The following is a 24,932-nucleotide window of genomic DNA, read 5'->3' as shown; positions in this document are numbered from 1 at the left end:
TGCGGCGGATCGTCGTTCAGCCCGCCGCCAAGCGCTTCGAACTAAACACTGTCTACCGCCCCAGCGGAACCTCCACCAGCATCGGCCCGGTAACCGGCACCGTAAGCAACTGCTCAAGCTCGCCGCGGGTCGACACGAGTCGATACTCCCACCCGTAGGCCTCGGCCAATGCCGAGAGCGACACCTTCTGCGGGGTGTACAGCACCCGGTCAAAGGCCGATCGTGAGGCGGATCCCGCAACCTCAAGACCGTCAAAAATCGTGCCACCGCCGTCATTGCCGACAAACAGCTGGATGCGCGGGCGATCCTCACCCGCTGCTAGGGCCAGTGATCCGGCGTCGTGCAGCAGCGCGAGATCACCGAGCAGCACGCGGGTGGTGCCGACAGACTGAGCAGGATCCTGCGCGGCCTGGCTGGCAGTAGCAACACCGAGGGCCGTCGCGACCGTACCGTCAATGCCGGCGAGTCCGCGGTTCGAGCACACCTCGAGACGGCGCGCGGGGGCGAGGCCGTCGAGCACCCGCACCAGGCGAGACGCCGCAAGCATCAGGCGGTCGTGCGGCCACGTCGCCCGCCACACACTTTCAACGAGCAGTTCACGGGTCACGCCCTCGCGCATCACCGCAACCTCGGCGCGGGCGTAAGCGTTGCGCTCCTTGTAACCGCTCGCGAGAGCTGCATCAAGATCGGGTTCGTGCAGGGTGCTGCGCTCGCGCTGCAGGGCGCGATCCGCAACGACCCACGCTCCCAGCCAGCCGTGCAGAGAACGCGGATTGTGTTCATCGGCCACAATCGCGGATCGCACGATGCGAGCGCGGCGACTCGGGTTGAAATGGTCCGTACTGGTGTGCGGGTCCACAACAATCACTTCGACGTCATCGCGTTTTAGCAGTGCAGGAACCTGCCTGGTCAGCGTGGGGTGCCCGAACACGATCGCCTGCTCAACAAGGCCCCCAAGCCGGGGATCGTCGAGCAGCGTCGAGTACGCGGTGATGGCCTCACGCCCAAAGCGCGCTCCACTCACGACCTCGGCGAGCAGCGGGATGCCTGCTGCGTGCGCGAAGGTTTCGGCCTCGGGGCCTGCACCCTCACCCGCAACGACGACGGCGAACGGAGGTTCGGTTGGCTCAGGATCGGCGCCGCTCGACGCCGAGCCACTCACGGCCCCGAACACAAATGACTCCGAGTCCGACCACTCGCCCAGGTGGATCTCCCAGCCCTCTGCGGTGCTTCGCTGCACGGCCCCGCGCGGTCGCTGAGCCGCCGCGTCGGCCGCATACGCGGCATCCTCCGCCGCCTGCTCGAACCCGGCGGCGATCATCTCGTCAAAACCTGCCGTGCCCGAAAGTGGCTCAGCAAACGCCAGGTTCAACTGCACAGGGCCAGCGGGCGCCTCACCTGGAAATCCGTTCGCCGCAGCGAGCGCTGCGATTGCAAGGCGGCTCGGATCCCGGTCGTCATCACGACGCAGATCCCCGTCATCGCCGAACTCAGGCGCGGGTACGTTGAGAGACAGCCGCGCGAAACGCTCAAACATGCCGGCCTGCGCCGTAGTCTGGTTGCTGCGAATACCGTGCAGCTCGGGCGGTCGATCCGCCGTGAGCAGGATCATCGGCACGCGTGCCTCGTGAGCCTCCAGCACGGCCGGAGTCAGGTTTGCAACGGCGGTCCCGCTCGTCACGATGACGGGGGCGGGTTGCCCGGTTTCACGTGCAACGCCGAGGGCAAAAAACGCAGCGGAGCGCTCGTCCGAGCGCACATGCAGCCGCATCGCCCCCGCCTGCTCGGCCGCGGCCGCGGCAAGAGCGAGGGCCTGGGATCGGGATCCGGGACAGACCACAACATCACGAACTCCACGGCGGATCAGCTCAGCGAGCAACTCCACCGCAAACATCGACGCTACTGCCGGTGCCGGCGATTCAACACCGCTCACTTGCGGGCCGCGCCTGCGTCGCCGTCAGGTTTTGGTTTGACCTCGGGGTCGGTTGTATCTGCCTTGCCGTCGTCAGGCTTCTGGGGGGCCGGATCCTGAGCCGCAGGCTTCTGGCCCGTTTGCGGCGCGGGATCCTTCGCCTTTGCCTGATCCTCACCCGGAAAAACCTCGTCGTCGAGCTCGCGAAGGCGGGCCTCGAGATCACGCATGTGCTCGTCTACGGCGGCCTTCGACATGCGGGTTCCGGCGAATCGTGGATCGTCGTCTGGCGGGGTGGGTCGCTTCGCCGGTGTCGCTCCCTTGCCGATCATGAACCACAGCAGACCGCCAATAACGGGAAGCACAATCACAAGCAGAACCCACACGGGTTTACTCACTCCGCGCGCGCGGGCGCCATCAGTCATCGCCGCATCGACCAGCGCGTACAGCGTAAACGCTACGGCGATGACAATTCCGATGATCACGAAACGCACCATACCGCAATGCTACCCGTTTCACCTGGTATCGGGCGGGGCGTGCGAAGTCTCAGAAGGCCCGGGTAAACTCGGTCGGGTGAGTAACCCCCGTTCTGCCTGGTTCATATACATCGTGCTGCGTCTGCTCTTTTTCGTGGCGCCTTTTGTGGTGCTGATGTTGCTCGGGATCTGGCCGTGGCTCTCCGCCGTGTTTGCCGCCCTGATCGGGGTATCACTCTCAATCATCTTCCTCGCAAAGCCACGCGCTGCCGCCTCCGAGAGCATCTACGACTGGCGCAACCGCGAGCGCACCGCTGACGACATCGTTGAGGATGACGCACTGGATGGCGCTGAGGATCCGGCTCCCGCTGCCGAAGCTGCACCTGCTGAGGCGAGCGACGGCTCTGAGGTTGGCATCGATTCTGATACCGCTGGCGATCCCGACGCCGCTGGTGATCCCGACGTCGCTGGCGATCCCGCCGATGCTAATGATCCCGCCCCTCAAGACGAGCAGGGCACGCGAGCTTAGTTTCGCCCGAAAGAGATTGCAGCCGACGCTGCATCTCGGGCTCGAACCTGCATCGCGGGCCCGAACCTGCACCTCAGGCCCGAACCCGCGTCTCGGGCGCGATCCTGCATCTCAGGCTCGAACCTGCATCTCAGGCTCGAACCTGCGCCTCGGGCCCGAACCTGCGGTTCACCGCTGAGCCTGCAGTTAGGGACCGCAGGCTCGGCGGTCAACCGCAGGCTCGGCGGTGAAACGCAGGCTCGGCGTTGAAACACGGGATCGATGGTGAAACGCGGGTTCGGCAGCGAACTGCAGCCTCGACACTGAACCGCAACTTCGAGATCGAACTGCGCTCGCGGCTAGTTCTGCTTCTCCGACCGCAACTGGTCGCGCCCACGCGAGCAGCCCCGCAATAAAGCGCGGATTCCACAGCGAAACACGCACGATCCCCACCCCGGGCTTGCGCGCAACCCCACCCGCGGTGCTATAGTCCATACGAACTATTACGAATGGACCATCTCATGCCTCGCACTGCCGTCAAGCTCACTCCCCTTGGGATCATGCTGCTTGCACTGCTCTACGAAGACGACATGCACCCCTACGAGATGCTGTGTCTGCTGAAGCAGCGTAAGCGCGATCGGCTCGTTTCCGTCACCAAGGGCGCGCTCTACCACACGGTCGCGAAGCTTGAGAAGGAGCAGTACATCGCCGAGGTGCGCGTGGATCGCGAGGGCAACCGCCCCGAAAGAACCACCTACACGCTCCTTGAGCTCGGTCGCGAGGCCGTGACCACCTGGGTGCGCCACGAGCTTCCTCGCATCGACCACCCCATCGCCTACGGAGTTGCCCTCGCGGAGGCGCACAATCTGCCGCTCGAAGAGGCCGTCGAACTACTCACTCAGCGGCGAGACGCTCTCGCAGAGGCCCTCGTCACCGTGGAGGCCGAGCTCACGGCCACCCGCCAAGAGGGCACGCCCGAGCAGTACCTGCTCAACTTCGAGCGCACGGCGATCCTGCTCGATGCCGACCTACGCAGCAACACCGCAGCGATCGAGTGCATCTCGACCCCCAATTTTCCGTGGGGTGGCGGCATCACCGCCACCCCTGCCAAATATGAACTGCACCGAAAGGCAGCACAGCAGTGAACTCCACTACAAAACCACGCAGCCCGTGGCCCGCTCTCTGGGCCATGGTCATCGGGTTCTTTATGATCCTGGTCGACACCACGATCGTGTCCGTCGCGAATCCCGCAATTAAGGCCGCGCTGGATCCCAATACCAACAACCTCGACAACGTCGTGTGGGTGACCAGCGCTTACCTGCTCGCGTACGCCGTGCCGCTGCTGATCACCGGACGCCTCGGCGACCGCTTCGGCCCGCGCAGCATCTACCTCATCGGGCTCGGGATCTTCACGATCTCGTCTCTGGGTTGCGGCCTCTCGACGTCGCTCACCACACTCGTCATTATGCGCGCGATCCAGGGCATCGGCGCGGCACTCATGACGCCGCAGACGATGGCCGTAATCACCCGCACCTTCCCGCCCGCCAAGCGTGGCGCGGCGATGGGTCTGTGGGGCGCTACCTCGGGTGTTGCCCTGCTGGTTGGTCCGCTTGCCGGCGGTCTGCTGGTCGACGGACTCGGCTGGGAGTGGATCTTCATCGTCAACGTGCCCGTTGGTGTGATCGGGTTTGTGCTTGCGTGGATTCTCGTACCCAAGCTCGAGACGCACCCACACCGCTTCGACTGGTTCGGAGTTGTGCTCAGCGCCATCGCGCTCTTCCTGATCGTGTTTGGCCTGCAAGAGGGTCAGACCTACAACTGGGGCGTCATCTGGGGCCCGATCTCGGTGTGGCTGCTGATTGGCTCCGGCATCGTGGTGCTCGGTCTCTTCATCTGGCAGCAGGCGAAGACCCGCAGCGAACCGCTCGTGCCGATGGCCCTGTTCAAGGATCGCAACTTCTCGGTGGCCAACCTCGGCATCGCGACCGTCGGCTTCGCCGTGACGAGCATGTCGCTGCCACTGATGTTCTTCACGCAGCTCGCCCGTGGGCTCACGCCGACCGAGTCAGCGCTGCTGATGATTCCGATGGCCCTCGCCGCCGGCATCCTGTCGCCGTTCGCGGGCAAGCTGCTGGATCGCCTCGACCCGCGCCTGCTGCTCGTTCCCGGGCTGTCGTTCGTGGTCATTGCGATGGTCTGGTACTCGTCGCTCATGAACGTTGACACCCCCATCTGGATGCTCCTACTGCCCTCAACCCTCATGGGTATCGGCAACGCAGGTATGTGGGGCCCACTCGCCACGAGTGCGACCCGAAACCTCGATCCGCGTCAGGCGGGCGCCGGATCCGGCATCTACAACACCACCCGCACCATCGGCTCCGTGCTCGGTTCGGCTGCGATCGCCGCGTTCATGCAGGCGCGCCTCGAGGCGAACCTGCCCGCTGCCGCTGAGGCTGGCTCCGGCGGATTCGGTGGCGGCACACTGCCCGAGATGATCGCGACACCGTTCGCGACCGCCATGTCGCAGACGATCCTGCTGCCCGCCGCCGTGCTGGCGGTCGGCGTGATCTTCGTGCTGTTCATGAAGAAACCGCCGATGCTTGCGGGCAAGAGCAAGACGGTGACGGCTCCGGCTGCCGCGACGTCCAAGCCCTAGCCTTTCTCAATCCGGTGTAGCCATATTGCTAGTTGAGCGAATGCCAACTAGCAATATGGCTACACCCGTTTTGGGGGTTTGGGGGTTTGGGGTTTTGGGGCACGGGTGTAGCGGCCCCTGGGTAGCCACGCCGCGCTAGAACGCGAAAGCGACACCAACCAGAACGCCATACGCAAGCGCCGCGAAGCTCGTCAGCTGCAACACCAGGATGAGCTCTCGCGGCGTTTTTGCCGTAATCACAATGATGACTGCGGGCAACACCAGCACCAGCACAAACCACACCAGGATCATGCCCGGCAGCAGCGTGCCGTACAGCAGCGGCAGCAAAAACGGCAGCAGCACACAGGCGATGTAGAGCGAGCGCGAAGCCCGATCCCCCATTCGCACGGCGAGGGTGCGCTTGCCCGCGAGTGTGTCTGTCGGAATGTCGCGCAGGTTGTTCACAACGAGCACGGCCACGGCAAACAGGCCGACCCCGGCTCCGGCCACCCAGGCATCCTGATTCTGGATCTCGGTCTGCAACCACACCGTTCCGACGGTCGCAACAAGCCCGAAGAAGATGAAGACCATCACCTCGCCGAGGCCAGCGTAACCGTAGGGTTTTTTGCCCCCGGTGTAGAACCAGGCGGCGAGGATCGCAACGGCTCCGAGTGCGAGGAACCACCAGCGCTCGCTCATCACCACGGCGATCAGACCTGCCACTGCGGCAAGCCCGAAGAAGACCAACGCCGTTACGAGGACCTTTTTGGGTTTCACCAAACCGGAACCGGTGAGGCGGGCCGGTCCGACCCTAAAGTCGTCCGTGCCGCGGATGCCGTCGGAGTAGTCGTTCGCGTAATTCACGCCGATCTGCAAGAACACGGCGACGGCGAGGGCAAGCAGGGTCAGGGGCCACGAGAACGCGTGCAGCATCTGTGCGATACCCGCGCCCGCCGCAACCGGCGCGACCGCGAGCGGCAGCGTGCGCAGTCGCGCCCCGTCAACCCAGTTTCGCCAGGTGATGCACGGGAGTTCGCCCGATTCCATCTGACGCTCGGCGGCGGCGCGCTTTGCGGGATTGCCGGATCGGCTCAGATTCTTGGGGTGGCTCACTTGGTGTCCTTACTATCTGCGTTCAGCCGCGCTGGCTGGGCGACCTGTGCAGCGCGGGTCTCCCTAAAGCTCGCGCGCAGTTGCCGCAACCATTCTTCCACCGCGACAAGATCTGGTTTGCCACCTGGCAGACGTGGGATCTCTTGCGATTCGGTTACCCACTCCGGGGTTGCCGCCGGTCCGAGTTTTTCGCGGATCGCGGCGCGCACCTCGTCGAACGGCACGGATCCTTCTCGAGTCTCAACAACCAGCATTGGCCGCTCGCCCCACTCGGGATGCTCGGTCGCGAGGGCGATGGTCGTCTCCCAGCCCGCAAATTCGCGGGCAACCTGCTCGATTTGGTCGAGCGAGACGTTGACCCCTCCCGAGACCAGCACCCGGTCGAGGCGGCCCGTCACGGTGAGCATGCCACCGAGCAGTTCACCCGCGTCGCCGGTGCGGTACCAGCGGTTGAGTTCTCCGTTGCGATCCGTCTCTTCGATGAAACTCGTGGCGGTCAGCTCGGGATCGCCAAGGTACCCGAGAGCCAGCGCTGATCCTGCCAGCTGCACTTCGCCGCCGCGGATTCGCACTCGTGTGTCGCCGATCTCAACGCCGTCGTACACGCAGCCGCCGGAAGTTTCGGTCATGCCGTAGCTGCGCTTGAGCGCGACGCCGAGTTCGTGGGCGCGCTGCCGCAGCGCGAGCGAGATCTGTTGCCCTCCAACGAGCACCGCGTCGAAACGGCGCAGTGCATCTGCCGCTTCTTCGTCGCTCTCGGCGAGGTCGAGCAGGCGCGCGAACTGCACGGGAACCAGGGAGACGTAGCGCCGCCCGACGTTCATGCCCTCAGCGGCATGTAAGAGTTTTTCAGGATCAAACGGGCCGTCGACGAACACGGGATCGATGCCCGAGGCCGCGCTGCGAACCAGCATCTGCAGCCCAGAGATGAGGTGGATCGGCAGCGCGACAAGCCAGCCCCCCGGGCCTCCGAGCGCCTCGTGGGTTGCCTCGGCGCTCGACTTGAGGGCCTTGGCCGAGAGTGCGACCGCCTTGGGAACACCGCTTGAGCCGGAGGTGCGAATGACAAGCGCGGTCTCTGCCGGCAGCGGCTGCTCGAGGATCCGCTCGACTTCTGCGGAATTCACGCCGTCTGCGACGGGCAGTACGGGTGCGCCGCCCTCAAGCGCATCGGCGAGAGCGGCCAGCAGCCAGGCGCGATCCTCGGTGGGAATGGCACGGAGTCGGTGTTGCGAAGTCACGGTTTAAGGGTACTCGGTGGCTCTGACATTCGGCGGGCGGGTGCCTATCGCCCTCGATTTACGGGTCAGAAATATGTATTAAGCCGCGATTTAGTACCTTTTTCTGACCCGCAAACTTCGGGGATGATCGCGCGGGCGAATAAACTGGACGCCCGCGAGAAACCTCGTGATCATCACTAACATCAGGAGAAAGAATGGGCCGCAAAAAGAGCGGCAAGCTCAAACCCGTCAAAACCAGGAACGAGAAACTGGCCGAGGGCATGCGACAACTTGCGCAGTCAAGTGCAGCTGGCACGCACGACCCGAGGCCACGTCGGCAGCGAACTCGCGCCGACTCGAAACGCTCCGCCATCGCCTACGATCGCGGGGCGTTTTCCGTTTTCTGGCGTGTTTGCCGGGTCTCCTAGAAGGCGTACGGAAACGGGCTCCAGTCAGGATCGCGCTTCTGCAGGAACGAATCGCGACCCTCGACGGCCTCGTCAGTACCGTAGGCTAGACGCGTCGCCTCACCCGCAAAGAGCTGCTGGCCAACGATGCCGTCGTCGACCGCGTTGAAGGCGTACTTGAGCATGCGAATCGCGGTCGGTGATTTGCCGAGGATCTCGCGCGCCCATTCAATCGCGGTCGTCTCAAGCTCGGCGTGCGGCACGACCTCGTTGACGAAGCCGATCTCGTAGGCGCGCTGCGCGTCGTACTCGCGGGCGAGGAAGAAGATCTCGCGCGCTACTTTCTGACCGACCTGGCGCGCAAAGTAGGCGCTGCCGTAGCCCGCATCGAACGACCCGACATCGGCATCTGTCTGCTTGAAGCGGGCGTGCTCTCGGCTCGCCAGCGTCAGATCGCAGACCGCGTTCAGCGAGTGCCCGCCGCCAGCGGCCCAACCGGGCACCACGGCGATGACGACCTTCGGCATGAATCGAATGAGCCGCTGCACCTCAAGAATGTGGAGTCGCCCGGAGCGCGCGGGATCCACCGCGGTATCTGCCTCTTCGGCCGAAGCGTTGGCCGCTGCGTACTGGTAGCCATCGCGTCCGCGGATGCGCTGATCCCCACCCGAGCAGAATGCCCAGCCACCGTCTTTCGGGCTCGGCCCGTTGCCGGTAAGCAGCACAACACCGACGCGCGAGTTGGTGCGCACACGCTCAAGAGCGTCGTAGAGCTCGTCGACCGTGTGCGGCCGGAACGCATTGCGCACCTCGGGCCGGTTAAACGCGACGCGCGCGATGGCCCCGTCGTGGCTCAGGTGAGCGGTGATGTCGGTGTAGTTCTCGGCTCCGGGAGCGACCGCCCACACCGTGGGATCAAAAATGTCAGAGACCTGCTGCGTCATGGGTACCAGCCTAGTCAGGGCCTCTGGGGCGTTCGCGCAGTCTCAGCTGGATCCCTCCTGCCTAAGATGAAACCATGTCCCTGCCGCTTCCCCCATTGCAAGAGGTGCTCGACTGCGCACGCGTGGTTGCGATCCCGACCCGCACTCGGTTTCGCGGGGTGAGCGTGCGCGAGGCCATGATCCTCGATTCTCCACTGGGAGCTAGCGAGTTCTCGCCGTTCGTTGAGTACGACGATGCCGAGGCCGCGACCTGGCTGGCCGCCGCGCTCGATTTCGGGTGGCAGGATCAGCCCGCGCCCCTGCGCGATGTTGTTGAGGTGAACGCGACGATCCCCGCGGTTACGGCCGAGCAGGTACCCAATATTCTCGCCCGCTTTCCCGGGTGCCGCACCGCCAAGGTGAAGGTTGCGGAGCGGGGGCAGTCCCTCGCAGATGACCTCGCTCGGGTGCGCGCCACGCGGCAGGCTCTCGGCGACGATGCGAAGGTGCGCATTGACGCCAATGCGGGGTGGAGCATCGCAGAAGCCGTCACCGCACTCGAGGCGCTTGCGCCGTTTGGGATCGACTACGCCGAGCAACCCTGCGCGACGGTTGCCGAGCTGGCTGCGGTTCGGGATCAGCTTCGCGCTGCAGGGGTTGCCGTGCGTATTGCGGCCGACGAGAGTGTGCGCAAGGCCGACGATCCCCTCGCCGTTGCCCGGTCGGGGGCCGCGGATCTGCTGATTATCAAGGCGCAGCCGCTCGGGGGCATCCACCGCGCGCTCGATATTGTGGCCCAGGCGGGGCTGCCGGTTGTGGTGTCGAGCGCGCTCGATACCTCTGTCGGCATCTCGATGGGTCTGCGCCTGGCCGCCGCGCTACCCGCCGACATGCTCGACGGAGCGTGTGGGCTCGGCACGGTCGCGCTGCTTGATGGCGACGTCACCGCCGATCCTCTCTTGCCCGTCGACGGCCGGATCGCGGTGCGCAGACCGCGGCTTGATACTGAGCGGCTCTCTCGCGTGGCCGCCTCCCCGAGCGCACTCAGTGGTGGCGGGAGCGGATTGCACGCTGCTACGCGATCCTTGCGGTCTAGGGGCCACGCTATTTCCCCGGGCTGCCCGGTGGGCGCGGCACGGCCGGCACGCCCGGTGGGCCCGGTGGGCCCGTCGCACGTCAATCCGGTGTAGCCATATTGCGGGTTCAGAGCGTCTCAACCCGCAATATGGCTACACCGGATTGACAAGGCATCCCAGTTTCGGGGCAACCGGCGAACGAGACGTCAGTCATCCACGCCAGCCGCGGCGAGCCAGCGCATCACGAACCTGAGTGAGAAGCTTTTTCCTCCTGGAATACAGCAGCCACTTCGTGACTCGAATCACTTCCCAATCCACCCGCTTGTAATCTTCATACTTTTCAAGATCACGATTCCACTGGCGAGTTTTCGTCCGATGGTGGTCACCCTCGTACTCAAGCGCGATCTTAAACTCCGGGTAAGCGAGCTCAGAACAGCCTAAGAATCTGCCCATGCAGTCGTAAACGTCAACGTCAAGTTCAGGTTCTGGCATGCCCGCATCAACGATAGCCAGCCGCAGATGCGTCTCAGGCGCCGAAACAGCTCCGTCTCGCAACAGCGGCAGCGCCTCGATAAGCAGTCGCCGACCAGGCCTGCCTTTTGTGTGCGCGATCCTGCCCAGAGCCTCAGGCGTCGCGAGTTGCACACCGCTGGGCGTGCCCAAATTGCCGGGAAACCTTGGGGTTCGGATCACGGAATCCCCGAGAGCAACTCGGTCTGGGAGGTCCAACCGCGGCCCGAGCACCGCCCATACGCTCGCCGGATCCAGCACATGCAGGCCCTCTTTGTAGTTAGTTCCCGCGAGAAAGGGCCGGATCTGTGATCCGCTCACGCCTACCCCTCGAGGGGGTCGGCGAGGGGCAAAGACACTGACTTCGATGTGGTTCATGTCTCTGACTCGGCCGAACGGTATGGGCAGTTTCCAGAGCACAGCCGCTGACCAGCCCGAGAAGAACTGGTGATTCTTCATCACAACTGCGTATTCATCCATCGCAAGACGGTGACGTTCTCTCCACACCTCTGCCGGGTGTCTGATTTCCGCTTCATCCTGCACCGCAGGGTGTCCCTGTCGCCTTACACCGTGGAAGGGTTTCTTGAGGTCTTTGGCTCTCAGCCGAGACGCACTCGCCCCCTCTGAGATCGCAAGATTTCGAGTAAACACCTCGCCTAAGTTGATGGGCAGAGGTTTCGGAGCGTTGACCATGCCTCTATGTTTCCGGTGCGAGAAGGGGCTCGCGGGCCCAACCCGAAGAATGTGGATAACCGACTCCCCTTGCCGAGTTGTGAGCGAAGTTCAAAGGCATCCGTCGGCAATCCGGTGTAGCCATATTGCTAGTTGAGAAGCCTCCAACTAGCAATATGGCTACACCCGATCGAGGGCGAGGGGCGCGGTCCTAGTGTGCCGGGCAGATTGGGTGCAGACTAGGTTGAGAGATCCTCGGCGATCAACTCACGCATATAAACCCCAAAGGAGCAGCTCATGGACGAGAACACCACCGAAGAGGCCTCATTCGGCAAGGGACGCCCGGTTCACTTCGAGATTCACGCGGCCGACCCGAACCGAGCGGTCGAGTTTTACACGACCGTGTTCGGGTGGAAGATTGAGGACTGGAGCGATTTTGCGGGCATGCCCTACTTTGGGCTGCTCACTGGCGAGGGCATGGGGATCAACGGCGCGATCATTCAGCGAATGGGCGACAACCCGGCTGTGGGCGGTGCCGTTGCCGGGGCCGTGATCACGATGGGTGTTGAGTCGTACGACGAGATCGCCGAGCAGATTCTTGCTGCGGGCGGCACCGAGGCACTTCCGAAGCAGGCGCTACCCGGTATGGCGTGGCAGGGTTACTTCCACGACACTGAGAACAACATTTTCGGTATTCACCAGCCCGATCCCGAGGCGAAGTAGGCGCGGGATCGCCTAACCCTTCAGGCCGGGGAAGTCTTCCTCGCGCCACTCGGTTGTGATGCGCTCACCCGCGTCGGCTGCGGCAACCTCGCGCTGCCGCAGCTCGATGCGGCGAATTTTGCCAGAGGTGGTCTTCGGCAACTCGAAGAATTCCACGCGGCGAACCCGCATGTATGCGGGCAGCGCCTTGCGGGCGTGCGCAAGGATGGCGCGGGCGGTGTCGGCGTCGGGCGCCGCACCCGGTGCGAGCGCCACGTAGGCCTTCGTGAGGTTCAGGCGGGTCTCGTCAGGTGCGCCCACCACAGCTGCCTCTGCAACCAGTTCGTGCTCGATGAGGGCGCTCTCAACCTCAAACGGCGACACCTTGAAATCGCTCGACTTGAAGATGTCGTCGGTGCGGCCCACGAACGTGAGCACGCCGTTTTCGTCGCGTTGGGCGACGTCGCCGGTGTGAAAGTAGCCGCCCTCGGTCGCGCGCGCGGTCGCCTCGGGGTTGCCGTAGTAGCCGGGCATGAGGTTGACCGGTGGCACTGCGCCGAGCGGCAGGCAGATCTCGCCCTCGTCGACAACGGCCCCGGTGAGCGGATCCACGAGCACAGCTTCAACTCCGGGCAGAGCCTTGCCCATGGCCCCTGGCACAATCGGGTCACCCGGCATGTTGCCGATCAGCGCTGTGGTCTCGGTCTGGCCGTAGCCGTCACGAATCTCGAGCCCCCACCAATCCTTAATCTTGGCGATGACCTCGGGGTTGAGGGGCTCACCGGCGGAGACAACCTCGCGCAGCGCACGCGGTTTGTTGGCGAGCTTGTGTTGGATCAGCATGCGCCACACGGTTGGCGGTGCGCAGAACGTGTTCACCTCGGCGCGATCAAGCTCGGCAACCAAGAACTCAGCGTCAAACCGCGCGTAGTTCGCGACAAAGATCGTCGCGCCGACGTGCCACGGGCTAAAGAAACTGGACCAGGCATGTTTGCCCCACCCCGGCGCGCTAATCACGAGGTGCGTGTCGCCGGGCCGAACGCCGATCCAGGAGAGTGTGGAGAGGTGCCCGAGCGGATAACTCGTGTGCGAGTGGACAACGATCTTGGGCAGGCTCGTGGTTCCCGAGGTGAAGTAGAGCAGCACGGGATCTTCGCTCGCCGTCGCCTTTGTGATCGGCGCGAGTGAGGCCGCGCTCGACTCTTCGTAGCGGATCCAGTTGAACAGCATCGCGCGCTGATCGTCGGTGCCCGCGTCCATGCCGACGCTGATCCCTCTGTAGTCTCCCGGCACACCCACGAACTTCACCGCGTCTTCGGGGGCCGCAAACACCCACTTCACGGTGCCGCGCTCGACACGATCCTCAAGCTCGAGCGCGCCGAGCACCACCGAGGTCGGCAGCAACACCACACCGATCTTCATCGCGGCGAGCATGATCTCCCAGAGCTCCACGCGATTACCGAGCATCAGCATGGCCACATCGCCGCGCTTCATGCCGGTGCGCAGCATCCAGTTTGCAACCTGATCGGAGCGCTGCTTCATCTGCGCGAAGGTGCGCTTGAGTTCGCTACCGTCTTCCTCCGCAATCCACAGAGCAACGGTGTCGTTGCCAGCCCCGTCATTTCCCTCGGCGATCCTGTCGAACACGTCGTGGGCCCAGTTGAAGTGCGCGCCTACGTCGGGCCAACGGAACTCGCTTCGAGCGCGGTCGGGATCGCCCGCAGCCTCAAGAAGAAAATCGCGCGCGGCAAAGAAGGCATCGGTGGCTTCCGTGGAATGTGTGGGGGTCATGGGTCCATTCTCTCCTGTGCCACCGACATTCTCGTGCGGCGCGACAAAATGGCGCGGATTGAAGCGTCTAGGCTAATCGCATGACCCTGCTCCTCGCGCTCAAACATCGCGGCAGAACGCTCGGGCGGGCATACTTCGCAGTGCAGGCAGTTGCCGGGGCGCTGTGGTGGGTTGGCGTGTTCACGCTGCCCCAGGTTCGTGAGGCAACGCTGGGCGGTCTCGATCCTGTACTCACTGCGGCCCTCGATATTCCGCTGTTTGTGGTCGCATCAGGCGTCGCCGCCACCGCGTTTCGCCCGGCCGTGTGGGTAGCCACCGTCTGGACCGCGTGCGTGACAGTCGCCATGATGCTCTACGCGACCATCACGCAAGAAGCCGGGTGGGGCGCACTCGCAATGATGGCCGCCGCTGCAGGCAGCGTCGCCGCCGCGCTGCTAATACAAACAGGACGCCTACCAACGGAGCTAGTGCTGTTTGGTCCCTTCGCGTTTCACCTCGCACGACCAGCGAGTGCGGCTCGTAACGCCGCCCGCACCGGCCTGCAGATTGTGGTGTTCTGGGGGCTCGCTCTGGGAGTTGTTCCGGTGATCATCGCGACCGTCGAGCAGCGCTGGAAAGTATCGCTCGTGCTGCCGGAAGGTTGGGCGAACGGGGTGAGGATCGCGGGCGTTGCCCTGTTCCTTGCCGCGAGCGCGCTCGGTCTGTGGTCGGCAGCCAGCATGTCCACAAAGGGCGAGGGCACTCCCCTGCCCTCGGCAATGCCTCGAGCCCTCGTCGTGAGCGGCCCGTATCGCCTCGTCAGAAACCCGATGGCTGTCGCGGGCATCTCCCAGGGGGTCGCCGTTGGTTTGATGATGAACTCGTGGCTGGTTGTTGTCTACGCGCTCAGCGGGTCACTCGTGTGGAACTGGGTGATTCGACCGCTGGAAGAGGCTGACCTGGCAGAGCGCTTCGGCCCGGCCTTCGAGGAGTATCGCGCTCGGGTGGCGTGCTGGATCCCGCGCCGACCCGCTCGAAATAACTAGCGCGACCCAAACTCAGCTGTGAAAGACGGTGTACAGCCTCGGGTCGTTCACCGTGTCGCGGCCGCCAAGGCCCTCGATCTCAAAGAGCACCGCGGTGCCCGCGATCTCGTAGTCGAGTTCACGCAGCAGCTCGTGCGCCGCGACCAGGGTGCCACCGGTGGCGAGCACATCGTCAATGACGAGCACACGGCTGCCCTGCGGCATGTCGGCGTGGGCCTCCACCTCGGCGACACCGTACTCAAGCTCATATCCGACAGCGGCTGCCGGGCGCGGCAGCTTGCCAGCCTTGCGGATCGGCACGAGCCCCTTGCCACTGGCGTAAGAAGCAGCGCTGGCAAGCAAAAACCCGCGCGCCTCAAGACCCGCGATGTAGTCGTAGGTACCCGCGAACGGGGCAATGAGCGCGTCGACCGTCGCACGCAGGGCAGCGCCGTCGGCGAGCAGCGGGGTGATGTCGCGGAACAGGATCCCCTCGACCGGGTAGTCGGGAATCTCGAGGATCAGCGACTCCGCCCGTGCCAGCTCAGCGCTGGGTTCGGGAAAGTGCGGAAGGTCGAGCTGATTGTTCATCGCGTTCGTTGCCACGCACACAAGGGTACCTGGCCGCGAAGGATCGCGGGATCCTGGGCCCCTTCACCGTCGGCAGCGACGCGCCACATGCCCGGGATACCGCCTCAGATTTTCATTTTCGCGCGAGTTCGTGTAATGTCTTTCTGGTTGGCATGCCGACAATGCGCCCCTAGCTCAGCTGGATAGAGCATCTGACTACGGATCAGAAGGTCAGGGGTTCGAATCCCTTGGGGCGCACAAGTAAAACACCCGGTCAGTGGAAACTGACCGGGTGTTTTGTTTTGTGCGCTGCCCCCCTACACGAAGAACGGAATAGCGCCGGTAAGGATCCCGATCGCAAGCATCACGAGCGAAACGATCGCCGCGCGCCACAGCACCTTCTTGTGGTGGTCACCGAGGTTCACCCCGGCGAGCGAGACGAGAAGCAGGATCGCCGGCACGAGTGGGCTCTGCAGGTGCACCGGCTGGCCGATGATCGACGCGCGCGCCATTTCGACCGGATCAATGCCGTAGGCGGCGGCGCTCTGCGACAGCACAGGCAGGATGCCGTAATAGAAAGCGTCGTTCGACATGAAGAACGTGAACGGGATCGACAGCACGCCCGTAATCGGCGCGAGGAACGGACCGACCTCGTTGGGCAGCACGGTTGTGATCCAGTTGGCCATCGCGTCAACCATGCCGGTTCCCGAGAGCACACCAACGAGCACACCCGCCGCGATCACCATCGAGACCACACCAACGATGCTCGGGGCGTGGGCGACAATCTCGCCCGCCTGATCCTTCATCTTGCTGAAGTTGAGCACGAGGGCGAGGCCAGCACCAACCATAAACACGTAGGGCAGGGGCATGATGTCAATGACCAGCAGCACCATCACGGCAACCGTGAGCAGCAGGTTCCACCAGATCAGCTTCGGTCGCAGCGTCGCGCGGTTGGGGTCGAGCATCGTGTCGGCCATGGCGGTGTCGGCCGGGTCGACCTCCGCGACGGCCACGGGGGTGTGTCCGCCCGCGATCGTCACGAGGTTGCCGGTGTGCAGCGAGGCGCGGGCACCCGGGCGGCTGTCAGCACCACGGAAGAGCTTGGGTACCCCAGCGAGCAGGCCACCCTCCGGGCTGCCGTCGAGGCGTTCGTAGTCGAGCGCGCCGAGGCGGCGACGCTCCTGCAGGCCGAGCATCCAGGCGAAGCCGAACGCCACAACGAGGCCGATGAGCATCGCGGGGATCATGGGCACAAACACGTCAGAGACCTGCAGGTTGAGCGCGGTTGCGGCGCGCACGGTGGGCCCGCCCCACGGGAGGATGTTCATGGTGCCGTTCATCAGGCCAGCAACGCAGGTGAGCACAACCGGGCTCATGCCGAGGCGCAGGTAGATCGGCAGCATCGCCGAGGTGGTGATGATGAAGGTGGTGGATCCGTCACCGTCGAGTGAAACGGCAGCCGCGAGCAGCGCCGTGCCAATCACGACCTTCGCGGGATCGTCGCCGAGCAGGCGGGTGATGAACCGAATCAGCGGATCAAACAGGCCCACATCAATCATGATTCCGAAGAACATGATCGCAAACATGAGCAGGGCGGCCGTTGGTGCCATGTTGCCAATGGCCGTGAGCACCATGTCGCCAAGTCCGAGCCCGGCACCAGCGAAGAGCCCAAACACCGTGGGCACAAGAATGAGCGCGACCATCGGGGTCAGTCGCTTCGTCATGATGAGGGTCATGAAGACCAGCACCATGGCAAAACCGAGAATCACGAGCACCCATTCCGGGGGTATGAATGCGAGATCGTATTCGGGCTTCTCGTCGGCTGCTCTGAGCACGAGAGCGGGCAAAACCGTGTGCATGAATAACTCCTTTGTCAATCGGCCACAAGCGGCGTCTCGCGCCAAGGCTAAGGAATCGGCAGCACGGGGGCGAGATAGCTCGCATTTGCTCACGTTTTGCGCGTAGGGTTGGTTTTGCGCATTGTGCTCGACGATGATTCGATGCGTGACTTGAGAGAATGAAGGCGATGCATTCATCAGACCGCGCGCGTCAGAACTTGCCCGGCGCCTCGCGCACCCGCTTCGCGACTCGCGCCCTGTTTCTGCAGTTGGGCACCGTGATTCTTGTGGTGGCCCTCTGCACGGGTGTGTACCTCGCGCTTGCCATGCAGCAGCTGCGCAAAGAATCAGAGACTTCTGCCCTGAATATCGCCCGCACCATGGCCGAGGATCCGACGGTGCGCCAATTGGTCACCGAGTTCTCTGCGGATCCGGGCACACCCCTCGCCGCCGACCTGCGCGACGGTGAGCTGCAGTACACGGCGAGGGCCATCATGGCCCGCACCGGAGGGCTCTTTGTTGTGGTCACCGACGACCACGGCATTCGCCTCGCGCACCCCAACGCCGATCGGCTCGGCAAAGAGGTGAGCACGCCATACGCAAAGGTGCTTGAGGGCCACGAGGTTGTGGACTGGGAAGTCGGCACACTCGGCGAATCTGCCCGCGCCAAGGTACCGATCTACGCGCTGCAGCCCGGCGAGTTCGTGTCCAGCCGCGAGCAGCCCGTTGGCGAGGTGAGCGTCGGCTTCGAGCGCGGCAGTGTGTTCACTGACCTGCCAATGCTGGTGGGCTCCATCACGCTTGCAGCGCTCGGGTCACTGGCTCTGGCAACCCTGGCGATGCTGCTCATGCGGCGACGCCTGGAACGGGCCACACTCGGCCTGCAGCCAGAGGACCTCGCAGCCCTCGTGCAAAACCAGACGGCCGTGCTCGACGGCGTGGGTGACGGGGTGCTCGGCATCGATCCTGACGGGATCGTACGCGTCTGTAACTCCGCGGCCGAGCGCATGCTCAACCTCGTTGACCCCGTGGGGCAACCCATCACCGCACTCGGTCTTTCAGATGCCCTCCTCGCCTCCCTCGCACTGCCCAGCACCAGCGACGAGGATCGCACCCGCGCACTGAACGAGGGGATCGTTCACGGTGAGCGGATCCTCTACCTCGAGCAGCGTCCGGTGGAGCGCAACGGGCAACAGCTCGGCAGGGTTGTAATTGTGCGCGACCGCACGGACATCGTCGCCCTCAGCCAACGACTCGAAACCGTGAGCGCCATGACGGGAGCCTTGCGAGTGCAGCGGCACGAGTTTGCCAACCGGATTCACGTTGCCACCGGCCTCATCGACGCGAAGCGGGTCGCGGAAGCGCGCGAGTTTCTGGGTGAGCTCTTGCAGCGCGGATCGGTCGAGTATCCCGTTCCCGGCCTCGACACCCTCGGTGATTCGTTTCTACAGGCATTCCTCGGGGCCAAGGCGCTCGAGGCGGGAGAACGCGGCGTGCGGTTGCGCATCGCCGAAGACTCGCACGTGCACGGCACGGTGTGCCGCCCCGAAGACACCGCCGCGGTGCTTGGCAATCTGGTCGACAACGCGATCTCAGCGGCCGTGCGCGGGCCGGCCCCGCGCTGGGTCGAGGTCGCGCTGTTCGATGACGCTTCAGAGCTGGTGCTCACCGTCGCCGACTCCGGCGACGGAGTTCCAGCGGGCAGAGACCCGTTTGCCGGGCACGGTGACAATCAGGATCTGTCGTCAGACGCGAGCACCACCGACGAAGTTCACGGCTTCGGTATCGGGTTGCCGCTGTCACGAGAGATCGCCCGGGCAACGGGCGGCGAACTGTGGCTCATGGATGCCGGCGGCACATTGGGTGCCGGTGCGGGTGCCGGTGCCGTCTTCGCCGCGCGACTCACAGACGCTGTCGAACCGCCCCGCTCTGGCGAGGGGCATTCGGAGGAGAGAACATGACGGATCCCATTCGCACCCTCGTGGTCGACGATGATTTTCGCGTGGCCGGACTCCACCGCGAGATTGTGGCCGCACGACCGGGCTTTCTCGCGCTTGAGCCGGCCCTGTCGGTCGCCGCGGCACAGACGGCGATCCGCGTGAACCAGCCAGACCTGCTGCTCGTTGACGTCCACCTGCCCGACGGTGACGGCGTCGAGCTCGTGCGCTCCTGCAACATCGACGCGTTTGTCATCTCGGCTGCAAACGACGCACCCACCCTGAGGCGAGGGTTGCGGGCCGGCGCTCTCGCCGTGCTCTTCAAACCGTTCGAGCCACGCCTGCTCGCTGAGCGGCTTGATCGTTATGCGCGCTACCGCAACCTCGTGAGCGGCACGGGCCCACTCGTGCAAGACGAGCTTGATCGCGCGCTGGCGATCCTCAACGGCTCAAATGATCCGGTCACACTCTCGAGATCCGCGACAGAGAAACTGATTCTCGAGGCCCTCAGCACCGAGGAGGCCTCTGCCAGCGAGGTCGCCGAGTTGACCGGGGTCTCGCGAGCCACCGCGCAGCGTCACCTCGTGGCGCTCGCGGCCCGCTCGCTTGTCGAGGTGCGTCTGCGCTACGGGGCGACCGGACGGCCCGAGCACCGCTACGCGGTCGCCGACACAGCAAAAGGGGTGTGAGGCCGCGGCAGTTCTGCCACTTCCCCACACCCCTGAGCGGCGCAAACTACGACGCGCGGTACTCGGTTACGAGTCGGTAGATGAACGCGGCCATCGCCTGACGCGACAGGTCGTCCTTCGGCCAGTACTCCTTGGTGTTGCCGACCTTGTTACCGGTCGACAGACCCTCGCTGTACATCCACGAGATCTCCTTGTAGAACTTCATCCCCGGCTTCATATCGGCCATCGGCGACTTCGCGGGAGCCTTGTAGCTCTTCGCGGCAGGATTCGTTGAAGCCTCAAGACGGTAAATGAACGCGGCCATCGCTTCACGAGACAGCGGCTCGTGCGGACGATACGTCGGCTTCCCCGACGGCTCAGCCCAACCGGTGGCGTAACCCTTCTCGTACATCCACGCCATCTCGGTGTAGAACGAGTCTCCAGGCTTCACATCGGCAAACGGAGACACCTTCGGCGCCTTGTACCCCTTCGGGGCTTCCATACGGAAGATGAACGCTGCCATCGCCTGACGCTCGAGGTTGTCCTGCGGTTTGTAGAGCGGCTTACCAACGGGCTGGCGCCAGCCGGTGGAGTACTTCATGCACTCCATCCAGTCGATCTCTTTATAGAACTTGTGCGACAGCGGGGTGTCCGCAAACACCGGAACCTTACGCGGCTCCGAGCACGGTGCCACGACAGCGGTATTGATCTCGGTTGTGAACTGGCGGCTCGCGGATCCGGCGGCATTCTTGACCGTGACGGTGAACGTGAACTTGCCTGCCTTAGAGGGCTTGCCGGTGATCTTGCCCGAGGCCGGATCCAGTTTCAGTCCGGTTGGCAGCGATCCTGCGCTCACCTCGTAGGTCAAGGGAGCCGAACCGGTCGCCTCGATCTGTGTCGAGTAGGCCTCGCCAACCTTGCCGTTAGCGACCTTCGTGGTGATGATGCTCGGTGCCGTCTGGGCTGCCTGCACGGTCGCCGTCACAAAGCCACTGAACTGCTTCGGCCGGTTGCCCGAGCTCCAGGTGAACTCGTACGTTCCCGCCTCGGGGAAGGTGAGCATGCCGGTCTCGGCGTTGTAGTACTCGCTGTCCAGCGGAAGGACGCTGCCGTCAACGTCGATAACCGTGAACTCAAACGGCTTGCCAGCAATGGGCCCGTCGATTTCGAGGATCTGGTCAGCGGCGTTGCGCGTCGAACCCTTCGTGATGCCCGCCAGCGGCCTGGCATCAAGAATCTGGTTGTACGGCAGGAAGAGCGAAGTCAGGTTCGTGAGACCCGTAAGCGGCGTGATGTCACTGATGTTGTTGCCCGTGAGCATGAGATTCGTGAGCGCGGTGTGGCCCGCGATCGGAGTGAGGTCAGTGATGTTGTTGAACCCAACGGACAGATCGACCAGCTTCGTCATGGCGGCAACCTGGTTCAGATCACCGATGTTGTTCTGCGCCACGTTGAGCTTAGTGAGCGCGGGTGCGTTCACAAGCGACGAGACGTCGGTGAGCTTGTTCTGCGAAAGCGTGAGGCTGGTCATGTTCGGCAACGAAGAAATCGGAGTCACGTCAGAGACCAAGTTCGTACCAAACTCAAGAGACTTGAGGTTGACCAATCCCGAGAGCGGGGTGAGGTCCGAGATTTCGTTGCTCCACCCGTTGATCGACGTCAGCGCGGTCAGGCCCGCGAGTGGCGAAAGATCTGATGCCTGGTTTGTGGAAAAGTACAGGCTCGTCAACCCGGTGAGACCCGAGAGCGGCGAGAGATCGCTCACCTGATTTGACGAGAACGTCAGTGACCGCAGGCTCGATAGCTGAGACAGCGGCGTAAGATCGCTGACCGAATTGTTCGAGAACTGAAGCGTCGAGAGCTTCGTAGCGTACTGGAGACCCTCAATCGAGGTAATTCCGGCGTTTGAACACACGAGCGCGGTGAGGCCCTCAAGGTCCTTTTCAGTCACCACCGTGTCTACCGGTCGCACCAGTTTGGTGTTGACGCAGCTCTGCAGTCCAGCTTCGAGCGTTACAGGATCGGTCGGTGCAGCACTCGCGCTCTGCGCGGTGAGCGTGAGCCCCGTGAAAGCCAGGGTTGCGGCAACTAGACCAGCTAGCGCTCGCTTACCCGACACGGTCGCTCGAGAAGAATTATTCATAAAAACTTTTTGTCCCCCAGTTTTTTGCTGCCGGCCCCTATCCAGGCAGTCTCGAAATCAATCATGAGCCGGGGTTCTACGTGGGCGTATAGGAGGTCGTCGAAATAGGTGCAGATTCGATCTCGGTTGGGAGCCAAAATGCTGCTTTTGAGTGACCCCCATGCTGGCAACTAGGTGAGTTTGGTACTGAAAAATGAGTGACCAAATACGCACACACAACCCTCTACAGCCCTGTCAACCCCCCATTTTTGAGAGGGTTTTTCGAGGCGGAGCCGGCGAACCCATTTAGACTCAACCCAGGGGAACGGTCGGGGGACAATGTTTATTTTCGAGGAAGCATCAGAGAGGGCATTTGCGGCAATTCGCGCGGGTCAGCACGTGCGCGTTGTAGGCAGGCGCCTCAGCGGTCGCAGCTCTGTGCTGCGCGAGCTTGTCTCAGCGCTGGAGAGCTCGGGAATCCCCGTCATTGCAGCATCAGGCGGCACCATCGCAAACGGCCAAGTCGGCTACACCATCGACCAGGTCGCCGCGAGTCTCAACCTCGAGCTTGACGCTCGCAACGCCTTTGCCACGGTCGATTCCCTCTCGCAGGCGCTCAGCCCGGGAACCGTGATCGCCCTCGACAACGTGCACAATATGGACGCGCTCTCGTTGCAGGTGCTCTCAGCGGTTCGCGAGAGGATCGGCCTTCGTTTTGCGACAACCGAGCTCCCCGGGAAATCCCGAATCGCTGACCTACCGCCGGTATGGCCCGAAACGCTCATCTGGGTGCCCGATCTTGACCTCACGAGCAGCGCGCTTCTGGCGCACCACACCCTGGACGGGCCGGTTGACACGCGCCTGCTGTCGCTCGTCTACTCGAAGTCGGGCGGCAACACCGGCCTCATCGTTGCGCTGCTTGAAAGCGCAAGAGACACGGGCTTACTTGAGCTGCGCAACGAGGTGTGGGTGTCGCGCACCGGCCACCTCTGGAACGCGAACCTCACCTCACTTCTCGACGGGCTTCTGTATGACCTTTCCGAGGAAGAGCTCGGCCTCGTGACCTGGCTGGCGAAGGAGGGACCGGTTCCCGTGAGCGTCGTTCTGCAGGAGCACACCGAAAAGACCCTGCATCGCCTCTTCGAGCAGCGATTTGTTGCGAGGGTTGGCGACGAAGAGTCGGGGCTCATCCAGGTCTGGCCACTCATTCTGTCGGCGCGATTCCAGCAGGCAGACACCTTCTCCGTGCCCAGGCCTCTGAGCCACGGGGAGGTCTTCGCCGGATTAACTGCACACAGAACGCACGCCTTTTCTTTGCCACTTGAAGGAGGCGACCTTGCCTACATTGCGCGCGGTTTTGCCTCCCACGAAGAGACCACAATCCAACAGTCTTTTCTCACCTGGCAGGCCAATCCCACAACGGAAAACGCGCTGAACTATCTCAACGTAGCTCTCGGGTTTGACGAAGAACGTCTCAATATTTTGAGCGTGTTTGACGCGAGCCTGAAAGATAGCGCAATATCAGACCGCAATGACGCGGTGCTCTATTACCGCTACGTCCAATGGCTACTGCTTGTTGAACACGACCGAGACCAGGCACGCGCGCTCGTAGAAGCTCTCTTTGTGAGGTCGCCGCAGTGGGGCCCCGTAATCTCTGACATTTTCAATTTCCTGCAGGCCCTGCACGGCGCTCCCGCTCGGGCGGCCTCGCCCAAACAGATCGGCGACAGTGACGACGTTCTGAGGCACGATGCCCGGCTCGGAACTGCCTTGATTCACGGAGACGTCAGTGCGATACGTGAGGGGCTGGAAGCGGTCAAGGGGCGTCTGAGCCTCAACTATGTTCGCAGCTATATTGAGCCGGCGCTGCTATTCCTTGACGGAAGCGTGAGAACAAGCATCGACACCGCCATCGCCCACCGCAAGGAGGCACTCGCACGATTCGATCGTGTCAGCTACCTCACGCTCTCGTACACGATGGCGCTTGGTGCGCAGTACCTCGGCGACGATCAGCTCATGTCGACCTCGCTCTCTGAGGCGAGCATCATCGGGCGACCGGGGATCGTGTTCAGCTCCATCCACGGCGCGATCTTTGCCCTCAAAGCAATCGAATCGCATCAACACGGGCACCATGCCCACCGCGATGATCTGCTCCGTGAGGCGAAGACGGTCGCACCGGCAGTTGGCCCGTTCTTTGGCATGGGCACCGACTTTCTCACCGCATTCTTCGAGCTTGAGGATCAACCCGAAGACTTCGACAGGGCCATGGCCGAACTCACTATGAGACACGTGAAAATGGGCTATCACGTGGGAGCCATCCAGGTAGCGGTTGCGGCGCTCATCGCGCAGTGGGGATCCCGCACCGTCACTGCACTCGGCAAAGCATTTGACGCGGCTCCGCTGAACTCCTACGCGAGGATCGTGCACGCCGCCAACCTTCTTGAGGAGGGTGACGCCCAGGCTGCCACTGACTGGGCTCACACCCTTCCCGAGTACGCGGAGGAGTGGCACCTGATTGGGCAGCTGTGGAGTTCTGCCGTTCGAAGCGCCGCGCACGATGGCCGCGAGCACGACGCGAAGAGCCTCGTAGAAGGATTTCCCCGCCCCCTCGACTCACAAGACACAGACTCCCACGACACGGCTCGCGAAAGCCTCGAGCGGCTGAGCAAACGAGAGCGTGAAATCGGTCTTCTCGCTGGTGAGCTCTCGAATCCCGAGATTGCAGAACGGCTGAGCATTAGCCGCCGTACCGTCGAAAATCACATCTCTAGCGCGCTGAAGAAGACCGTAAGCAGTGACCGGGCAGAGCTCTCACTGCGCCTCAAATCGTTCAGTCTGTGACCCGCGC

At 63.4% G+C, this 24,932-nt stretch carries 19 protein-coding genes, 1 tRNA gene and 1 pseudogene; 10 read left to right on the top strand and 11 right to left on the bottom strand.

The window, feature by feature from the left end:
• Positions 1 to 52: 52 nt before the first annotated feature.
• Positions 53 to 1,894 (bottom strand): 2-succinyl-5-enolpyruvyl-6-hydroxy-3-cyclohexene-1-carboxylic-acid synthase, encoded by a 1,842-nt coding sequence (gene menD, locus G7068_RS10555; RefSeq protein WP_166293125.1) that lies wholly within the window; start codon positions 1,892 to 1,894, stop codon positions 53 to 55.
• 35 nt (positions 1,895 to 1,929) lie between these two features.
• On the bottom strand, positions 1,930 to 2,409 hold the full coding sequence (locus G7068_RS10550; protein ID WP_166291849.1) for a PLD nuclease N-terminal domain-containing protein: 480 nt from the start codon (positions 2,407 to 2,409) through the stop codon (positions 1,930 to 1,932).
• 76 nt (positions 2,410 to 2,485) lie between these two features.
• Here G7068_RS10550 and G7068_RS10545 point away from each other — a divergent pair, with 76 nt between their 5' ends.
• On the top strand, positions 2,486 to 2,917 hold the full coding sequence (locus G7068_RS10545; protein ID WP_244304445.1) for a DUF4229 domain-containing protein: 432 nt from the start codon (positions 2,486 to 2,488) through the stop codon (positions 2,915 to 2,917).
• A gap of 186 nt (positions 2,918 to 3,103) precedes the next feature.
• Here the strand turns inward: G7068_RS10545 and G7068_RS10540 are convergent, their stop codons facing one another.
• On the bottom strand, positions 3,104 to 3,391 hold the full coding sequence (locus G7068_RS10540) for a hypothetical protein (RefSeq protein WP_166291847.1): 288 nt from the start codon (positions 3,389 to 3,391) through the stop codon (positions 3,104 to 3,106).
• Between the two features lie 26 nt (positions 3,392 to 3,417).
• On the opposite strand from G7068_RS10540, the gene G7068_RS10535 reads away from it, so the two are divergent.
• Complete coding sequence (locus tag G7068_RS10535) at positions 3,418 to 4,041, top strand: PadR family transcriptional regulator (protein WP_166291845.1); 624 nt, start codon at positions 3,418 to 3,420, stop codon at positions 4,039 to 4,041.
• Positions 4,038 to 5,552: a DHA2 family efflux MFS transporter permease subunit gene (locus tag G7068_RS10530; protein WP_280116195.1), complete on the top strand. Its 1,515-nt coding sequence runs from the start codon at positions 4,038 to 4,040 to the stop codon at positions 5,550 to 5,552. The genes G7068_RS10535 and G7068_RS10530 overlap by 4 nt, the downstream gene beginning before the upstream one ends.
• A 135-nt stretch (positions 5,553 to 5,687) precedes the next feature.
• Here the strand turns inward: G7068_RS10530 and G7068_RS10525 are convergent, their stop codons facing one another.
• The 3 genes from G7068_RS10525 to G7068_RS10515 all read right to left on the bottom strand — a co-directional run bounded on the left by G7068_RS10525 (position 5,688) and on the right by G7068_RS10515 (position 9,215).
• Positions 5,688 to 6,644, bottom strand: a complete 957-nt coding sequence (locus G7068_RS10525) for a 1,4-dihydroxy-2-naphthoate polyprenyltransferase (RefSeq protein ID WP_166291843.1) — start codon at positions 6,642 to 6,644, stop codon at positions 5,688 to 5,690.
• On the bottom strand, positions 6,641 to 7,885 hold the full coding sequence (locus G7068_RS10520; protein ID WP_244304444.1) for an AMP-binding protein: 1,245 nt from the start codon (positions 7,883 to 7,885) through the stop codon (positions 6,641 to 6,643). Before G7068_RS10520 ends, G7068_RS10525 begins: the two co-directional genes overlap by 4 nt.
• Before the next feature lie 403 nt (positions 7,886 to 8,288).
• On the bottom strand, positions 8,289 to 9,215 hold the full coding sequence (locus G7068_RS10515; RefSeq protein ID WP_166291841.1) for a 1,4-dihydroxy-2-naphthoyl-CoA synthase: 927 nt from the start codon (positions 9,213 to 9,215) through the stop codon (positions 8,289 to 8,291).
• Positions 9,216 to 9,289: 74 nt separating this feature from the next.
• Between G7068_RS10515 and G7068_RS10510 the strand changes: the two are divergent.
• Positions 9,290 to 10,290 (top strand): annotated as a pseudogene (locus G7068_RS10510) (o-succinylbenzoate synthase).
• Positions 10,291 to 10,480: 190 nt separating this feature from the next.
• Here G7068_RS10510 and G7068_RS10505 read toward each other — a convergent pair.
• Positions 10,481 to 11,101, bottom strand: coding sequence for a hypothetical protein (locus tag G7068_RS10505; RefSeq protein ID WP_166291839.1), 621 nt, complete (start codon positions 11,099 to 11,101; stop codon positions 10,481 to 10,483).
• A 648-nt stretch (positions 11,102 to 11,749) separates the two neighbouring features.
• On the opposite strand from G7068_RS10505, the gene G7068_RS10500 reads away from it, so the two are divergent.
• Entirely contained in the window at positions 11,750 to 12,175 is a 426-nt protein-coding gene (locus G7068_RS10500; protein WP_166291837.1) for a VOC family protein, read from the top strand.
• Between the two features lie 12 nt (positions 12,176 to 12,187).
• Here G7068_RS10500 and G7068_RS10495 read toward each other — a convergent pair whose 3' ends face one another.
• A complete protein-coding gene (locus G7068_RS10495) occupies positions 12,188 to 13,945 on the bottom strand; it encodes an AMP-binding protein (RefSeq protein ID WP_166291835.1) in 1,758 nt (585 codons plus the stop codon).
• 80 nt (positions 13,946 to 14,025) lie between these two features.
• On the opposite strand from G7068_RS10495, the gene G7068_RS10490 reads away from it, so the two are divergent.
• Entirely contained in the window at positions 14,026 to 14,970 is a 945-nt protein-coding gene (locus tag G7068_RS10490) for a methyltransferase family protein (RefSeq protein WP_166291833.1), read from the top strand.
• A 12-nt stretch (positions 14,971 to 14,982) separates the two neighbouring features.
• Here G7068_RS10490 and G7068_RS10485 read toward each other — a convergent pair whose 3' ends face one another.
• The gene (locus tag G7068_RS10485) at positions 14,983 to 15,540 is read right to left on the bottom strand and encodes an adenine phosphoribosyltransferase (RefSeq protein WP_166293121.1); all 558 of its coding nucleotides are present in this window, start codon (positions 15,538 to 15,540) and stop codon (positions 14,983 to 14,985) included.
• A gap of 163 nt (positions 15,541 to 15,703) precedes the next feature.
• Here G7068_RS10485 and G7068_RS10480 point away from each other — a divergent pair.
• A tRNA-Arg gene (locus tag G7068_RS10480) sits at positions 15,704 to 15,777 on the top strand.
• A 59-nt stretch (positions 15,778 to 15,836) separates the two neighbouring features.
• Here the strand turns inward: G7068_RS10480 and G7068_RS10475 are convergent.
• Entirely contained in the window at positions 15,837 to 17,378 is a 1,542-nt protein-coding gene (locus G7068_RS10475; protein WP_166291831.1) for a CitMHS family transporter, read from the bottom strand.
• A gap of 167 nt (positions 17,379 to 17,545) precedes the next feature.
• On the opposite strand from G7068_RS10475, the gene G7068_RS10470 reads away from it, so the two are divergent.
• Together G7068_RS10470 and G7068_RS10465 are read left to right on the top strand one after the other, a co-directional pair.
• Positions 17,546 to 19,318 carry a sensor histidine kinase gene (locus G7068_RS10470; protein WP_166291829.1) on the top strand — a complete coding sequence of 591 codons (1,773 nt, stop codon included), beginning with the start codon at positions 17,546 to 17,548 and terminating at the stop codon, positions 19,316 to 19,318.
• The gene (locus G7068_RS10465) at positions 19,315 to 19,983 is read left to right on the top strand and encodes a response regulator (protein ID WP_166291827.1); all 669 of its coding nucleotides are present in this window, start codon (positions 19,315 to 19,317) and stop codon (positions 19,981 to 19,983) included. The genes G7068_RS10470 and G7068_RS10465 overlap by 4 nt, the downstream gene beginning before the upstream one ends.
• Before the next feature lie 46 nt (positions 19,984 to 20,029).
• Here G7068_RS10465 and G7068_RS10460 read toward each other — a convergent pair whose 3' ends face one another.
• On the bottom strand, positions 20,030 to 22,105 hold the full coding sequence (locus tag G7068_RS10460) for a leucine-rich repeat domain-containing protein (RefSeq protein WP_166291825.1): 2,076 nt from the start codon (positions 22,103 to 22,105) through the stop codon (positions 20,030 to 20,032).
• A gap of 318 nt (positions 22,106 to 22,423) precedes the next feature.
• Between G7068_RS10460 and G7068_RS10455 the strand changes: the two genes are divergently transcribed.
• Positions 22,424 to 24,925, top strand: coding sequence for a helix-turn-helix transcriptional regulator (locus G7068_RS10455; RefSeq protein ID WP_166291823.1), 2,502 nt, complete (start codon positions 22,424 to 22,426; stop codon positions 24,923 to 24,925).
• Positions 24,926 to 24,932: the final 7 nt, after the last annotated feature.

Origin of the sequence: Leucobacter viscericola (assembly GCF_011299575.1) — a bacterium.
Lineage (GTDB): Bacteria > Actinomycetota > Actinomycetes > Actinomycetales > Microbacteriaceae > Leucobacter > Leucobacter viscericola.
This window is presented reverse-complemented; position numbering and strand designations above follow the sequence as displayed.